Below are 17140 nucleotides of genomic sequence, written 5' to 3'. Positions count from 1 at the left end.
TTGCGGAGCGCTCTTCCGGTTCAGGTGAAGCCGGTGCCCAAGCCGCTCGTCAGTGTTCCGCCGAGGCCTCCGGGCCCGGCGACACCCTGAGATCATCAATGTCAAAGGTGTCGTGCCGGACGCGGAGGCCGGAGGCCTGTTCCGGAGCCACGAAGAGGGTGCCGAAGCGCTCCCTCGCCGTCCTGGCTTCGACCGGTGTGTCCGGGGGCAAGGAGCGCCGGCGACCGACCGGCATCCCGATGGTCGCTCGTCGGCCCTGGCCGGCCAGACGTTCACCGTGTGACGATCAGGGCGTTGCCGTCACGTCGGACTCGTACACCAGCCCGACTCGGTGGTTGTACTGAATGGTGTACATCTTCTTGCCGCCGGTCACGACGCTGCCGCTGGAGGGGAAGTAGTCGTCGGTGGCCGCGGCCTCACCGGTCGCGACATACGCCTGACCGGCAGGGACGCTGTAGAAGCTCAGCGGAGCCTGGGTGGAGGGCGAAAGCCCGGCAGGATATTCGTCCTTGTCCGGGTAGCTGCTGCCGTACACCGCCGCCGGCGAGTCCCCGGCAACCTTGACCACGGTCACGCCGCGGGCGGGGGTCGTGTTGCGTCCGTGCGGGTTGTGGAACCACACCTTGTCACCGCTGTACCAAATGGCTGTCCAATCGCCCCGACGGCCTGCGACGACGAACTGTTGTCCTGCCTGCGCGGTGCTCCCCCAGTCGTTGACCCGGTTGGTCCCGATACCGTCCGTGTGAATCGCCTGGTCACCGAAGAGCGGAGCGATGCGGTCGGGCGCGGTGCGCAGGTAGACGAAGTTCGACGGCTGGCGCCGTTCGACGCATTCGGGCGTGGCACCCGTCGGATCGTCAGCTGGGCAGACCTGCACGGTCTGCTGGTTCCGGGTGAAGCCGGGGGTGATGGTGACCGCCGATCCGATCGGCCCTACGCCGTGAACGCCGTTCACGGGAGCATGAAGGAGACGCATGAAACGCTCCCAGTCCCAGGACGGACCCGGGTCCCAATGCATGCCGGAGACGAGCGAAGAATTCGGCCCAGGAACGTTGTCGTGCCCGATGATGTGCTGCCGATCCAGCGGAATGTCGAAGCGGTCGGCCAGGTACGCGACGAGTTCCGCGCTGGTCTCGTACTGGACCTGGGTGTACCAGGTGCCTCCGGACGCAGCGTAGCCCTCGTGCTCGATACCGATCGAATGCATGTTGGTCGAGTAGTTGCCCGCGTGGAAGGAAAGGTCCTTGGTGGGCACCATTTGGGTCACGGCACCGTCGGACGACCGGATCACGTAGTGCGCTGAACCGCCGCCGGGCGTCTGGAAACTGTTGATGGCCGATTCGTAGGACGACTCGGTGTCATGAATGACGATGGAATCGATCCGGATGTTGTTGGCGGGCCGGTTGGACACCTGACCGTTGGCAGACCCAGCGGGAACGAAGGCGCAGTCGAGTGTCGGCGGGCATTCGGTCTCCGCAGCGGCCGTCGCTTTCAGCCGCAGGCCGGCCAGCTGGCTCGTAGCCGGCCGGACATCCGCGACGGCGTCCAGCCGGACCTGCTGCCCGTCCCGGGTTGTTTCGCCGACACCCTTCTTGACCGTCGCAAAGACGCGGTCGGCGAACGCCTTTGCCGCACGCTCCTGCTCGGAGCCGCCGTAGCGGGCCACCGCTGCATACCACTGGCCCGGATCCACCGGCGTGCGCCCGGTCGTGGCCTTTGCGTATGAGGCCAACAGAGCAGCGCCGCCACGGATGTTGGCGACCTCGTCGTCGCGAAGCTTCCCGGCAGGCAATCCGGTCAGCTTCGCAGCCGTCCGAAGAGTGTGCAGGGAAGGGTCGGCGGCCATCTCCTTCAGATCACCGCGGCCGGCCGCTCCGGTATCGCCACCGGCCATCATCTCGGGCGTCACGTCCGTCAGATGCATCGGCCCGTAACCGCCGCTGGTGCTGTGTTCCCCGGGATGCGCTTCCCACGTCGACTCGTGGTAGGACACACCGAGAAGAACCGGCAGGGGAACGTCGTACTCGGCTGCGGCCTGCTCGAACGCCTGCTGGCGGCCGGCGGTTCGCCCATCCGGTGCGGACGCGTTGGCGAGCAGCGGAAGGGCTGTGACGCTCGCCGCTGCCAACGCACCTGCCGTGATCGTGAGTGGCAGCCGCCACCGCGGCTTGCGCTTATGCACTGCAATACCTTGCTTTCACATGATGGTGATGAGCTCTGAGTAGTCATGAGTTGCACCACGTCATCGCTGGAGTGAACTCGGAGCCAGAGCCCTGCTGTTGGATGCCAGCATGCGGACTGTACATGATGATGTGACGCGTCTCCTGCCCGGTACAAGCAGATCACACTGTCTATAGTTGCTGCGCGGCTCGAATTCGTAGCGCTGGACAGCAGGAATGCCCTGCGTGACATATCCCACTCGCACAACATTCACACTGAAACGACTGCGAAGACCGTTCCGGGGAATCCCAGGTACCCGAGGGATAATTTCACGCTGGGAGGTTCTCGGTTGAGGATCTGGACGAGAGTGCGATGCCGCCCAGGGGCGGGACGGTGGTGCGGTGCCTGGAGGAGGGCGGCCATGCAGCCCCATCCACGGTCACACACTGTGTGAATTGTGTGTTCGCTCCCCCGGGCCCAGCCTCACGTACTGAGAAGCTCGCGATCGGTACAGGTCAGCGCAGATTCTCTCTGCCGCATGTCACGCACCTGACGAGGTCACCGGGATGACCCGGCCATGCAGTCATGGCCTCCCCACCTGCCCAAATGCCCAAGTTCGCGCCGCTGACAGGGTCCTGTCCTCCTGCGGACCACGGCGCGCGATCATCCGGTGCGGCGTCTGTCCCCGCTGCGGACACCGAGCTCGCAGTAAACCGGCAGGCACACCGTTGGGACGAGATCCACCACTATTCCAACCCTTCACATCCCAATCGTGTGGGCATACGATCACGTCGCCCCGGTGACACCCACCGTTCCGGTTGGCACCGTTGGACGGCGGGGGGCAACCGTCCCCTGCCCTGACCATCGCAGGGACACACTCTTGAAACCATACGACAGACGCTGGAGCGTGCCGGTCATCGCCGCTGCTTCGGTGTTCGCACTGACGAGCCCGTTCAGCGCGCAGGCCGCGGGCTCACCCAAGGCCCCCGCTACGCCGTCCGCCGCCACCGCGGTCCACGTACCCGCCGGCGAGCACACCGTCACGCTGATCACCGGCGACGTGGTGACTACCCGTCAGAGCCCCGGCACCGGCGGCGATCCCGGGGGCATCGTCACCGTCCGGGACGCGGACGGACGACCCGCGCGGACCCGCATCTCGACATCGGGCGACGAGCTCTACGTGTACCCCGAGTCCGCGCTGCCCTTCGTGGCCCAGGGCGCACTGGACCGGCAGCTGTTCAACATCACGGACCTGATCGCGGATGGGTACGACGACGCGCACCGCGACCGGCTGCCGCTGATCGTCTCCTACTCGAAAGCCGGTGCCGCACGCCGCGCGTCCGCCGTTCCCGACGGTGCGGTCAGGGTGCGGAACCTGGACAGCATCCAGGGCGCCGCACTGACCACGGACCGCGAGCACTCCGCGGACTTCTGGAAGTCCGTGGCCGGGACGGCGACGACCGACGGAGCCCGGGCGCAGAAGGCCCAGCCGTCGTTCATCGGCGGCATCTCGCACATCTGGCTCGACGGCCTCGTCCACGCCGACCTCGCCGAGAGCACCGCGCAGATCGGCGCCCCACAGGTCTGGCGCGACGGCAGCACCGGGCAGGGCGTGGACGTCGCCGTCCTCGACACCGGCGTCGACGCCGACCACCCGGACCTGACGGACCGCATCGCGACCCGGCAGAGCTTCGTGCCCGACGAGAACACGGACGACCACGTCGGGCACGGCACCCACGTCGCGTCCATCATCGCCGGCACAGGTGCGGCTTCCCACGGTCAGGAGAAGGGTGTCGCGCCGGGCGCCCGGCTCCACATAGGCAAGGTGCTGGACAACTACGGGAGCGGGCAGATCTCCTATGCCCTGGCGGGCATGGAGTGGGCGGCGGTCGATCAGCACGCCAAGATCGTCAACATGAGTCTCGGCACCGACGAGGTGTCCGACGGTACCGACCCGATGAGCCAGGCCGTCGACCGGCTGAGCGCCCAGACCGGCGCGCTGTTCGTGATCGCCGCGGGCAACCTAGGGGCTCCGGGCACCATCGGCGCGCCGGGAGCGGCCACCTCCGCGCTGACCGTGGGAGCGGTCGACTCCACCGACTCGCTCGCCTCCTTCTCCAGTGAAGGCCCCCGTGTCGACGGTGCGCTGAAGCCGGAGATCACCGCCCCCGGAGTCGACATCCTCGCGGCCAACTCCCAGTTCAGCGGCAACGGCCAGGGCGCCTACCGGTCCCTGAGCGGCACATCCATGGCCACGCCCCACGTCGCGGGCGCCGCAGCCCTGCTCGCCGCGGCGCGTCCGGGGCTGTCCGGCGCCCAGTTGAAGGACCTGCTGGCCAGCACTTCGCGGCAGACCCCGCAGTACGACGCCTTCCAGGCCGGCAGCGGACGGCTGGACGTCGACGCGGCAGCACGGACCAAAGTCTTCGCCACGGCGACCGCCTGTGCGGCGCAGTACACGGGCGGCACCGTCCAGCGCCCGGTGACCTACACCAACGCCACCGACGCGCCGGTCGCGCTCACACTGTCCGTCGACGCAGCACACGCCCCGGCCGGGATGTTCCGCCTGTCCGACTCCCACGTGGTCGTCCCCGCTCACGGTACCGCCGACGTCACGGTGACGATCGACGGCTCCGCAGGCACCGGCGACGGTCACTACTCGGGCCAGGTGTTGGCAACGGACACGGCCGGCAAGGCCACGGCGCACACCGCCGTCTCCCTCGGTATCGCGCTCATGCACAAACTGACCCTCACGTTCAAGGACGCCGACGGCAACCCCACGTCCGGTCAGGTCGAACTGCTCACCGTGGACGAGGGGAGCTCATTCCCGGTAGGCGTCGGTCCCTCCGGCACCCGGGAGATCTTCCTGCCCGAGAACGTGTACTCGGCGCTCTCCTTCCACGAGGTCCAGGGCATCCACGGTCCGCATTCCAAGGGGCTGGCGCTGCTCGGCGACCCCGACGTCCTTCTGGATCGCGACACCACCGTCACGTTCGACGCTTCCAAGGTCAAGCGGATCCAGATGACCACCCCTCAGCGAAGCGAGGTGACCTTCCACAAGCTCGGCTACAACCGCGTCATGAACGGCGTCAGGTCCGGGCTTTCCGCCGAGAGCCTGTACTACGACAGCATCTGGGCGCAGCCGACCACCCACAAGGTCACCCACGGCGATTTCCAGCTGACCGCACGTTCACGCAACGAGAAGCCGGCACTGGCCCTCTCCACCCGCACGACCGAGTTCACCGACATACGGCGTCAGGAGGGCATCACCCCGCTGCCCAAGGGCACCTACAAGTTGCCGCTGGTCTTCGCCGCCGAGGGGACGGGCGCGGACTACGAACACCTCGACGCGCGCGGCAAGGCCGTGGTGGTCCGCCACAGCGACGACGTCAGCGACGTCGACCAGGCGCGTAACGCGATGGCCGCCGGCGCGAAGCTCATGCTGGTCGTGGAGAACGGGTACGGCCGCCCCTTGCGCTACTACGCGCCGCCGCAAGAGCCGTTCATCGCACTCGACGTCGCTCTGCTCGGCTTCGAGGAGGGCGAGAAGCTGATCGAGCAGGCGAAGGACAGCGGGGCCAGGATCACCGTGGAGTCCGAGCCCGCGAGCCCGTACGTCTACGACCTCGCGCACGTCTGGCAGAACGAGATCCCGTCGAAGACGACGGTCAGGAGTGACGCCACCGACCTGGCCAGGATCGACGTCACCTTCGCGAGTCCGAAGCCGGACGCAACCGCCGGCGAGTTCCGCTTCGAATGGCTCGACGGCGTCGACTGGACCTCCGGCAACATCATGCCGGAGCCCGTGAACGGGAAACGGACCGACTGGGTGTCCACCGCGAAAGTCCGCTGGCACCAGGAGGCGTACGCCGATTACGTGGGCTTCGAGAAGGGGGCGACAACCGCCTACCGGGCCGGCAGCAGGCAGTCCGAGGAGTGGTTCAAGCCGATCCAGCGCCCCTACCTGAACAACACCTTCTACGGGAACCTCCCGCCCACCCGCAACGGCAACAGACTGTACGTCGACATCCCGGCCTGGGGCAGCCGGAACCATGTGGGGTGGAACCAGGACGTAGAGGCAGGTCAGCACCAGACCCTCTACCAGGGCACCACCGAACTGGGCCAGGGGAACTTCACGAACGTGTGGGGCGACGCTCCCGGCGCCGGCAAGCTGCCGTACCGGCTGGTCGTCACCGGTGAGCGCGGCACGAACGCCGTCACGAAGTACTCCTCCAGCACACGCACCGAGTGGGACTTCACGTCGAAGGCACCGCCGGAGGACGTCTCCGCGGTACTGCCGCTCGTGCAGCTCGACTACGAGATCGGCACGGACGCGGCAGGGCGCGCCGGGCGGCACGACACCCTGTCCGTCACCGCCGGCCACCTGACCGACGCCGTCGGCGCCGGCAAGATCGGCGCGGTCGGCCTGGAGCTGTCCTACGACGACGGCAGGACCTGGCACAAGGCCGCCTGCGGCAGCGACGGGAGGTTCCGACTCGACGCGCCGAAGAAGGCGTCCTACGTGTCGATGAGGACGAGCGCCAAGGACTCGGCGGGCAACGCGATTCACCAGACGGTGATCAGGGCGTTCGGCCTGCGCTGAGGCACGACGGTCCAGGACCGCAGAACAGGCAGCCAGTTCGTCCGCGGTGGTCGTCCCACCGCGGACGGACCCTCCCCCGGGCTTCGGTGTACCGACGTAGGGCATTCCGGCAGCCCACTCCGTGGCGATGGTGAAGCTCTGTGACGGGGGTGGAGCGAAGGGGCAGGTTCGTCGGCGATCGACGAGATACCGAACAGCAAGCGTGTGACGTCATCGAGCGGGCAGTGACCTGCATGGAACCCAACATTCGCCGCACTCACCACGGGACGACAAGAGTATGCACAATCTGTGCCGCAAGGAGCCGTTGACCCTACTCGCCTGTTTGTCCCTTCCTGGCGCCGCGTGCTGCTGCGCGGCTGTCAGACCTTCCGCAGCTGTTCGGTCAATGCGGGCGGTTAAAACCCGCTCGCAGCGACCAACCGAGGCCGCCCTGCTGAAGGCCCGTCTCCACCTACGCCGAGAGGCAGTTGTCACTGTCGACGCACAGATCAAGGAAGCCGCCGACGCGCTGCGCCTGTTGTGTCGCGCGCCCGCCACCTCCACCGGAGCTGCAGACAGTGAGAATCGCTGCGGATCACCTGGCCGACAGGACACCGGCGGTCTCTCGGACCACGCGTGCGCGCAGCGGCCAGAACGATCCATGCCCTGCCCGCCGTGAAGGGGCCGACTGGCAGCGGGTGCACGGCCCCCGAGTCGAGAATCTGCATGGCTCTGACAGTGAGTGTTTCCCTGTCCATTGCGTCCGCCGCGAACAGTGGCAATAATTGGTGGACAGCTTTCAATGTGTGTTGGCCGTTCCTGCCACCTCCGGGAGGGCCTTCCTGAGCGCGTGAGCAGCCCTGTCTCGTGCCCCTTCACCAGTGAGATCAGTCTCCTACCGAACCCTTGGGACCCGTCCGGTACAGCAACATCCCGATGAGGTCACTGCGTATGATGTCGTGGTTACCCATTCCCGCGTCCAGACGGAGCGGCACCGTAGGTGTGCCGAGGCGCGGCACGAAGGGTTGAGGATGAGAGGAACACATGGTCTCTGTAACCCGCGCGGCACATGACATCGAGATCACCGCTGAGAGCCTTCACGAGGACCTCGCCCGCCTGCAGGTCCAGAAGCAGGCGCTGGAAAGAGAACTGGCTGCGGTCGTGGCGCATCTCGGCTCGGTGCAGCGGGCCCTCAGTGCCCTTGAGACCCTGATGCTCAACCCGGTCACTACGGGCGCGGCCGGTGCTGCAGCCGCGGAACGGGGCCAGGCTGCCACGCCCGTCGAACCGCAGACGGACAGTGCCTCCTCCGGGCTCGCAAACGCCGAGACGCAGTCCGCGCTGCGGGCTCACAGGCCGGAGAGCGGCAACGACGCCGAACGTCCCGCTACCGCCGGCGACGACTCGGACGGGCACAAGAAGTACGGCCAGCTCACCGAGCAGATCATGGAGTACTTCGCCGAGGTCGGTGACGCCGACGTACGGGCGCGTGATGTCGCCGCGGCTCTCGGTCGTGACTCCGACAGCGGAAGCATCAACGGCGTCCGCAGCACACTGGACCGTCTTGTCGGTGCGTCCCGTGTCCAGCGGACCGGCCGAGGCCTCTACCGCGCCAAGCATTCCTAGGCGTAGCCTCCCCGCCGGTTCACGGGTGCGGACGGCAAACGGTCCTCGGTGCTGAGCGTGGATGTGCGGCGGCCCGGAAAACGTCTGTCGTCCTTGTCCGGTGCGGAAACCAGCGGATGTACGCCTCCGGCGTCGAGCGGGATCTGCGCAGCGCCCGCTACCGGTGTCCTGCGCATCGGCTGCAAAGACCGGGACCCGCCGGCCTCGCGATGCCGGCCCCACACCGTCGTGGGTCGGGCTTCACGGAATGCGCGGACGATTTCAGCGCTTCTCCGCGTCGCCGGGCCAGACTCCGATGTGGTCCTGTTCCAGCTCCAGCATCACCCGGTGTTCCATATCCAGGGCCGCCGTGTACTCGGCGGGCAGCTGCAGTCGGCCCGCCCGGTCCAATGTCGCGTACTCCCGTGCCACCACCGACTCGTGTCCCTCGGCGTCGATCTCGGTGCGGCGCAGCACCTCCGACGACGTACGGCCGTCACGGATCGCAACGGTTCGGCGGACCTCGCTCGCGACCCCCTGGTCGTGCGTGACGATCACAATCGTTGTGCCCAGCTCCTCGTTGGCACGACGGAAGGCTGCAAAGACCTGTTCTCCGGTCGCGGAGTCCAGCTCGCCGGTGGGTTCGTCGGCGAGGAGGACGGACGGGGAATTGGCGAGGGCGACAGCGATCGCGACGCGCTGCTGCTGGCCGCCGGACATCTGCTGTGGGCGGTGGTCACGGCAGTCCGCGACACCGAGCATGGACAGCAGCTCCTCTGCGCGTTCGGCCTTCTTCCGCGTATGGCCGCGCAGCTGCATGGGCAGGGCCACGTTCTGGGCGGCCGTCAGATACGGCAACAGGTTGCGCGCCGTCTGCTGCCAGACGAAGCCGACGGCGTCGCGACGGTAGCGCAGCCGGGCCTTTGCACCCATCGCCAGCAGGTCACAGCCCGCGACCTTCGCGGCGCCCGCGGTGGGGACGTCCAGGCCCGCGAGGATGTTCATCAGCGTCGACTTGCCGCTGCCGGACGCGCCGACCAGGGCCATCAACTCGCCTTCCCGGACGAGGAGATCGAGCCCCTGGAGCGCTTGCACCTCCACGCCGTCCGCGGAGAAGATCCGTACGAGCCGGTCGCAGGCGATCAGCGCGTCGTGCCCGTACGCGGGCCGGTCACGACGCGTAGCCGCCCGCTGCTCCAACTCCGCCAGCGTGGTCGTCGTCGTGTCTGTCATCGCATATCTCCTGCCCTGAGTTCAGTGATCGATCCGCGGCGCCCCGCCCACCACGCCTGTCCCACAGCCACCGCCCCCGCCAGCGCCACCACACCCACCGCAGGCAAAGCCAGCGACCACGCGTCGGCACGCAACGAGACATCGGCCCCTGACACGAGGCCGGGAACGGAAGCGAGTGCCAGTTGGGTCAGATCCACTCCCGGCGCCAGCAGCCAAACCGTTGCCCAGCCCACCAGGAGGCCACCCAGAGCGGCCACGGCCGCCTGCGGCAACGCCTCCAGGAGAAGGAGCCGACGCCCCTGTCGACGGGTGAGACCCATGGTGCGCAGCCGGGCCAGCAAAGCGGTCCGCTCCGGCGCGGACTGGAGCACCGAGAGCAGGAGCGCCAGCACCGCGTAGCCCGCACCCGCAGCGATCGCCGCCGCGTAGATCCTTTCGGTCCCGGTCTGCAGGGGCGAGTCGGCGAACGAGGCTCGCACCTCGCTGCGCAGCTGCACGTCGACATCCGCTCCCCCGGCCTTTGCGGCTGCCTGTACCGCTCTGACGTCCAGCTCGTCGCCGGAGGCCAGGAGGACCGTGGTCGCGACACGTTGCCTGAGCCTGGAGGCATCCACGAGGAGGAATTCGGGTACGACGACACCCGGCATGCGGCTGCGCACCGCCACCACCCGGACGGTGAAGTCTTTGCCGACCAGCCGGATCAGATGCGGTTCGTGGCCGAGCGTCTCGGCCACGTCTGGCGAGGCGATCACGTTCAGGACACCAGCCCCCTTCGGCCCCGGGCTCTCCTGACGTGCTTGGTCCGGGTACGTGTCGGACCCCAGTGCGCGGGTGATCCGGGCGTAGGACTGCGGTTCCACCGCGACCAGTGCAGGGGAGAGATCGCCCTTGACCGGGTGGGCACGGGGCAGGTCGAACGTGGGTCCGATCCACACAGGGGCAACCACCTGGACCCCGTGGACGTCCCGCACCGCCTGCTCGAGGCCGTTCGGGAGGGGCCCCGTCCCGGACGGGCCGGGGCGGGAGATCCTTGCGTCTGCGCCGACCGCCTGCAGCGCGGCGTGATCCCGTGCGTCGGCGACCCCTGACAGCACAGCGCCTCCGAACGCCGCCGTGGTGAGGGCGATCAGCAGCGCCAGCAACGGCAGGACACCTGTCGCCGAGGACCGGCCCGCCCGAGCCAGCGACAGGAAGCCGAGCGCTCCGCGCAGCCGGCCGGCCGGCCGGGCCGCCCACCGCAGGGGCAGGGGATACAACCGTGCGAGCACCAGTGCCGCGATCAGCCCGACCAGCACCGGGCCCGCGCTCACCAAGTGGTCGCCCGAGTCACTCGTGCCGCGGCGGCGGAGGGTCACCACGGCGCCCAGGGCAAGGAGCAACAGGCTCAGTTCGGCGACGGTACGCCGACGGCCGGGCCGGGCCTTGACGGTGTCGGCTCGCTCCACGCGGAGCCGGGGCCTTCGGTGCAGCGCGAGCGCACCGAGCGGCAGCGCCACACAGGCGAGCACCGCGACCGCCAACACCCCCACGACTGCCGGCACCAGTCGTCCTTCGGGCACCGCCAGGATGGCGGCCACCAGGCCGACGCCGGATGCCGGCAAGGCGACGACTGCGGACTCGACGAGCAGCCTGCCCCCGATGCCACGCAGCGACCCACCACGTGCCCGGAGCAGTGCCAGCTCGGCGCCGCGCCGTGCGGCCGACAGCCCACCGGTCATCGCCAAGGTCAATGCCGCCACCGTGCCGGTCCCGATCGCTGCCACCGCCACGACGGGGCGGACTGCGGAGCGCATCTCCATGTGGGACGCGAGGATGTCGTCCACGTCGGTGGTCAGAGAAGCGTGCTGGCCGGCCGCTTGCTTGAGGCGGAGCAGCTCCGGTCCGTTCTCGAGCGAGGCCACGCGGTCGCTGAGGACGGGGAGCTGTTGAGCCGTCAGCCCGGTGACGTCCGGCGCGATGCGCCAATAGGCCTGCGGCTCGCCGAGGGTGCCCAGCAGCGCGGGTGCCGCCTCGGGGGCGAGGAGCAGCCCCGCGTTCCAGTACGTGAGTGGCGGATGATCGCCCGTGGAGCTCAGGCCGGGGTTGCGCAGAATCTGGTCGCCCGACCAGTAGTTGCCCTCGGGCCGTACGGGGTCGACGATGCCGGTGATGCGCACGGCCAGAGCTCGACTGCCTGACGTACCGATGTGGACCAAGGAGCCTACGTGCATCCGCATCACCTCGGCCGTTTCGGTCGTCACCGCGGCTTCGAGCTCCCTCGTCCGCATCGTCAGGCCGGCCGGGGCGTTCGGCAGCCGCCCTGTCCGGATGGTGGAGTGATGGGCGAGTCCGGCCTGTGCGGCAAGGGTGAACTCGGGCGGAAGCCCATCGGGACGCGGCAGCCAGGCCTCCTGGCCGACCAGAAACTCAGTGGTCTGGACGCCGTACGCGGACTGCGTCGTGTCGGCGCGTACCGGTGCGGGCAGGAGCGGCAGAACCTTACGGTACGCGGCCGCGATCACCTCTGGGCGCAGCGCGTCCTCCCTGACGGACTGCGGAAGTTCGAGGCCGGGTTGCGGCGTGGTCAGCTCCAGCATGCTGCGGGCCGGACGTGCGCCGGAGAGATCCTGCCGCAGGCTGCTGGACTCGTTGGTGTCGACGGCTCGCGGGAACGCTGCGGCCAGGAAGGCCGTGAGCAGGACGAGCGCAGCGAAGGCGAGTGCGGAGCCCGGCGCGGTGCGCAACCGTGTCCTGGTCCATGGCGCGATCGGTCGCTGAGGCGTGATGTGCGGCCCGCCCGTACGGTTGGTCATCTCAGGCATCTCCCTGGTGGCGCAGCGTCACTGCGGGTTCGGCGCGACGCAGAGCGGTGACGGCGACCGTCAGCAGCGGCAGGAAGGCGACGCCGGCCAGCAGCAACATCACGTGGGAAAGCGGCAGTTCGACCAGAATGTCGGGGGTCGGCCGGGTGGCGCGTCCGGTGAGGACGATCAGCGGCACCACCGCGCGGGTCAGTGCCGTCCCCAGGGCGGCGCCGGCCAACAGTGCCATGGCGATCAGTACGCTCTGCTCGGCGGCGACCGACCAGGCAAGTCGACGCCGCGATGCGCCCAGGGCGTTCAGAACGGCCAGCTCTGCGGATCGTTCGCGCAGAGAGCCGACCGCGCCGACGGCGAACCCGATCGCGGCGAGCACAGCAGCCGCGAGCGCGACGGCCGGCAGCGCCTGGCGCGGCCCCGCACCGAGCGGGTCGTCGAACAGTTCCTCAGCGACCTCGTCGCGCACCAGAACGTCGGCGGGGTCGGCATCGGGCCTCACGCGCAACGCGTCGGCAACCGCGGCGGTCCTCCCGGGGGCGGCTCTCAGCCACCATTCGGTGGGAACGGGCGGAGCGCTCCCACGACGGGCGAACAGTTCGTTGACGGCACGGAGATCCAGCAACAACGCTCCGCCGTCGGTGCCCGTGGCGCCCGGCCCCGTGATGGAGGTGGATTCGCCGGAGCCGTCCGGGGCAGTGGCGTTCGCCTCGGGGCCAGTTGTCGGCAGCTGCCGCACGGTCCCGACGACCTTCACCCGCACGTCCTCGCCGGCCAGGGTGACGTCGACGCTCTGGCCCCGCCGCGCGCCCGCCGCCCGCAGGAACGCGTCCGTCGCGATCGCGGCGAGCTGCCGGGGAGCGGCGGGCCGCTCGGCCGTGAGCCGGAGCTCCGTGTTCTCCGCAGGGAGATACGGAGCATCCTTGTCCACCGTCGATGCAACCCGGTACGCAACGGTCAGCGGCCGCGCCGCCGAGGGCCGCAATGCCGTCGGCGGCTGCGCGATGCCGTCCACGGTGCCGGTGCTGCTGCCTTGCCAGCGCAGCCCGTCCGGCACGGCGACGGCATGCGACCTCGCACGGTCGGGGCCCTGGGCGAGTACCTGCTCCACGCTGAAGCACAGGTTGCTGTCCATACCCGGCAGCACCTGGCCGTCCAGCCTCAGCCCTGTGATCGTCAGGGGTCCTACAGGGACAGCGCGCCTGCCTCCGCCGGTCCTGTCGAGATCCAGCGTGCGTACGTGGACCGCGCCGTCGGCCGGGACCGTCCCTGCGGGAAGCCCGTACACCAGCCCGTAACCGTCCTCCACCACCACGGTGGCCGTGGCGACGAATCCCTTCGGCGCCGATTTCGTCAGCTCGTCCTGAAGGCGCAGACGGAGGGTGATCCGGCTGGTGCCGCCGGGCAGCACGAGACCCGACCGGGCGCCGGCCCCGTGGGAGCGGACGGCGGCCAGCAGCCGACCGGCCTTTCCGTCCGCATTGTCCTCTCGCAGCAGCAGGTGCTGTTCCGCTTGTGCGGTGTCCAGAGCCAGTACGGTGGCGACGCGGTTGCCCGACAGGCCAAGTGCGGAGCGGTGAGCGGGCGCGGCGGCCATGACTCCTGGCTGGGACGCGTACTGACCGGCGTCACCGGGACTGACGAGATCGTTGTCCCGTACCCGCATCGAGGCACCGACACGAAAGTCCGCTTGATCGCCCTGCGAGCGGTCCCAGGAAGCGCTCTGCCCGATGGCCAGCATGCCCATCGACACCGCAAGCACCAACAGCAGGACCGGCCCTGCGCCGCGCTGTGGACGACGGCTGAACTGCCAAGCCGCCAGCGCTGCGGGCAGCTTGCGTCCGCCCGCAGCCCTGCGCTCGACGAACCGTGCAGCGAGCGGCATCAGACGGAGGATCAGTACCGTGCCCGCCAGCAACGCCAGCGCGGGCGTGACGACCAGCAACGGATCGACGCCCAGGCGGCCGCTCCGGTCATCACTGAGTACCCCCGTGCCGGAGTGCGACGTCTGACGGTTCAGTTGCCAGTACGCCACAGCGGCGACGGCCAACAGTGCGATGTCCGCTCCTGCGCGCAGCGGTGCGGGCAGCGCTGCGGCCCGGCCCCGGCGCAGGTCCGCCCCGGCTGACACGGCGGGTGCCACCACCGCGGCGGCACAGCACACCGCGACCAGACCCGCCACCAGCCAGACGGAAGGCCCCGCGGCATCATCGAATCGCAACCCGATGCGGCCGAGCGAAGAACGTTCCACCAGCTCTCGGGACAGCGGACCCGCGAGCAGCGGTGCGCACAGAGCCGCCGGCAGGGCCAGCAGCACCGCCTCCAGTGCGATGAGTCCCGTGATCCGGCGGCGCGAACCTCCGCGGGCCCGCAGCAGTTCGGTCTCCCCGGCCCGCTCGCTGTTCAGCAGGCGAGCGACCAGAATCAGCGCACACGCGGCCAGCACCACCAGCTGCACTGCGACGATCACCAGAGTGGAACGGGACACCGTCAGCGTGCGCTCAGCCTGTACAAGTACCGTCGGCAGGCCGGTGCGTACGGTGACCGACCCGGCGAACACCGGATCCTTGCGCAGCGCAGCGGATCCGCTCTCGGCAGCGGATCGCAGCGCTGCGATCCGTTCGGTGCCGAGCCCGCGGAAGTCGGCCGTGGCCAACCAGGCAGAGGCCCCCTGCGAAGTCCGAGGCGAGGCGAGCACGGACGGATCGGCCAGCAGCGGCCCGTACGTGGTGAAGGCAAGGGTCCGCACCCCGCGCCCGCCGAGGCTGTCCAGCTGCCAGTACGGGTCGCTCGCGTCAGCGGCCCGGTACAGGCCGGTGACGCGTATGTCCACCGGCTTGTCCGACGCCCGGTCGGCAAGCGTCAACTGGGCACCCGGCCTGAGCCTCAGTTGCTTCGCGGCTGCCTCGGGAAGCGCGACCTGGAGGGGCTGTGCCGCTGTCCCGACGGGCCCGGGCAACGTTCCCTCGACGAGTTCGATCCGCGATCGGTCCAGCGCCGCGAACTCCGTGAGGTCGGGGAGCTCGGCACCGGAGGCCGCACCCGTCAGCTCACGCGGCAGCGCATAGGACCCCGAGCGCTCGAGGTCACGCACCGTGACCGGCAGACCGTCGAAGGTCTGCCGTGCGCCCCGTGCCACGGCCTGCGCGGCCGCGTGCCGCCGCTCGGAAGGGACGTGTGCGCTGACGACGAGAGCGGCGGCCCCCGCATCCCGATGGCCGAGACCGTGTTGCAACGCGGCTTTGCCCACGGTGCCGGAGAACGCGACAAGCACGGCAAGGACGCAGGTGGTCAGCAAAACGGCGAGCAGGGAAGCTGCCAGGAGCAGACGGTGGGCTCTGACGCGTAGAAGGATGAACCCCGTCACACTGCTTCCTGCCTCGTCTCTCAGGGACCGGACCACATTTTGTCGCACGGAAACATAACATGTGACACTGGACAGGAAACGGTTGAGTGTTCAAGACTCGTGTGATCGCCATCTGAACCTGTACGGAGCCCGGCGACCGCGCCCGCCCACCCAAGGGCGACACCCCTTGAGCTGCAAACGAGGCCTACTCGGCCGGCCCGACCTCCGCCGCTCGGAGGCACTGCCTGCTCTCCATGGAGTCCTGCCACGATCAGTTCCGATACAGGCACCGTAGGCGTGTTCGGCACCGTGCACCGTCACGGTTCCTGCCCCGGCCCGGGGCGCCGCACCACATCAGGACAGGAGATCCGCATGTCGAGGAACTCGAATGGGAGCACGACCGACAGCCCGGCTGCAGCACCGGCGCTGCGCGGCGACGGCCGGGCCGGTGTGGAGGAGCCGGCCCGCGCGCCGATAGTCCGCGTCGAGAACCTGCACCGCTCGTACGGCAGCGGCGCCGCGGCCGTACATGCCCTGCGCGGGGTGTCCTTCGAGATCCCGCGGGGCGAACTCGTCGCGCTGAAGGGCCGGTCCGGGTCCGGCAAGACCACACTGCTCAATCTGGTCGGTGGCCTCGACAGCCCGGACGAGGGCCGGATCACCGTCGACGGCTCGGACCTTTCCGAGCTCGGCGAGGACGGCCTGCTGGCGCTACGCCGCGACCGCGTCGGCTTCATCTTCCAGTCCTTCGGTCTGATACCCATCCTCAGCGCTGCCGAGAACGTCGGTGTACCGATGCGGCTGCGCAAGGCGGACCCGCGCGAGCGGGAGGACCGGGTGGCGTTGCTGCTCTCCCTGGTCGGGCTCGGCGACCACGGTGCGCAGCGGCCCGGGGAGCTCTCCGGCGGCCAGCAGCAGCGCGTCGCCATCGCCCGTGCACTCGCCAACCGGCCCGCGCTGCTGATCGCGGACGAGCCGACAGGACAGCTCGACGCGGAGACAGGGCTCGCCGTGATGGAGCTGCTACGGGCCGTCGTACGGAGCGAGGGAGTGACGGCACTGGTGGCCACGCACGACTCTCAGCTGCTCAGCCTGGCCGACCGGGTCCTCGAACTGAACGACGGTGTGATCACCGAACACTGATCGGCGCACGACCGGTCCACCGGCGGGACGACAACGACCCTAAGACACGCTGGTGATCGCGCACATGCAACTGGCGCCCGTTTCACGCCGGTTCCAGGGCACGCGGCGATCGCGTCACGGCAGGCGGTGGACCGACCGGACGCGGGCCGTGGCCGTGGCCGTGGCCGTGGCCGTTGGAAGAAATCACACTGTTACACAACATCTGTTCAACAGCAGTCCTGGGCGTGTGCGGGGCGAAGAAAAGTTTTGGTAGGCTGATCACAGCGTTCCGGACGC

Annotated in this window: 7 protein-coding genes; 3 read left to right on the top strand and 4 right to left on the bottom strand. The window is 69.1% G+C overall.

Annotated features, from left to right (window positions below; translation table 11 throughout):
* Nucleotides 1–286 precede the first annotated feature (286 nt).
* Nucleotides 287–2182, bottom strand: a complete 1896-nt coding sequence (locus OG963_RS41825) for an N-acetylmuramoyl-L-alanine amidase (RefSeq protein WP_371800139.1) — start codon at nucleotides 2180–2182, stop codon at nucleotides 287–289.
* An 858-nt stretch (nucleotides 2183–3040) separates the two neighbouring features.
* On the opposite strand from OG963_RS41825, the gene OG963_RS41820 reads away from it, so the two are divergent.
* Both OG963_RS41820 and OG963_RS41815 read left to right on the top strand, forming a co-directional pair.
* Nucleotides 3041–6763 carry a S8 family serine peptidase gene (locus tag OG963_RS41820; protein WP_319741120.1) on the top strand — a complete coding sequence of 1241 codons (3723 nt, stop codon included), beginning with the start codon at nucleotides 3041–3043 and terminating at the stop codon, nucleotides 6761–6763.
* A 1023-nt stretch (nucleotides 6764–7786) separates the two neighbouring features.
* On the top strand, nucleotides 7787–8368 hold the full coding sequence (locus OG963_RS41815; protein ID WP_319741119.1) for a hypothetical protein: 582 nt from the start codon (nucleotides 7787–7789) through the stop codon (nucleotides 8366–8368).
* A 261-nt stretch (nucleotides 8369–8629) separates the two neighbouring features.
* On the opposite strand, the gene OG963_RS41810 is transcribed toward OG963_RS41815, so the two are convergent.
* Genes OG963_RS41810 through OG963_RS41800 form a run of 3 tightly spaced genes read right to left on the bottom strand, consistent with a single transcriptional unit; the run spans nucleotide 8630 to nucleotide 15742 of the window.
* Nucleotides 8630–9580, bottom strand: coding sequence for an ABC transporter ATP-binding protein (locus OG963_RS41810; RefSeq protein ID WP_362276562.1), 951 nt, complete (start codon nucleotides 9578–9580; stop codon nucleotides 8630–8632).
* Nucleotides 9577–12372 carry an FtsX-like permease family protein gene (locus tag OG963_RS41805; protein ID WP_371800138.1) on the bottom strand — a complete coding sequence of 932 codons (2796 nt, stop codon included), beginning with the start codon at nucleotides 12370–12372 and terminating at the stop codon, nucleotides 9577–9579. Before OG963_RS41805 ends, OG963_RS41810 begins: the two co-directional genes overlap by 4 nt.
* Before the next feature lies 1 nt (nucleotide 12373).
* On the bottom strand, nucleotides 12374–15742 hold the full coding sequence (locus OG963_RS41800) for an FtsX-like permease family protein (protein ID WP_319741116.1): 3369 nt from the start codon (nucleotides 15740–15742) through the stop codon (nucleotides 12374–12376).
* Nucleotides 15743–16093: 351 nt separating this feature from the next.
* On the opposite strand from OG963_RS41800, the gene OG963_RS41795 reads away from it, so the two are divergent.
* Nucleotides 16094–16864: an ABC transporter ATP-binding protein gene (locus OG963_RS41795; RefSeq protein ID WP_371800137.1), complete on the top strand. Its 771-nt coding sequence runs from the start codon at nucleotides 16094–16096 to the stop codon at nucleotides 16862–16864.
* The last annotated feature ends 276 nt before the right edge of the window (nucleotides 16865–17140 follow it).

It is taken from the genome of Streptomyces sp. NBC_01707, assembly GCF_041438805.1.
Lineage (GTDB): Bacteria > Actinomycetota > Actinomycetes > Streptomycetales > Streptomycetaceae > Streptomyces.
This window is presented reverse-complemented; position numbering and strand designations above follow the sequence as displayed.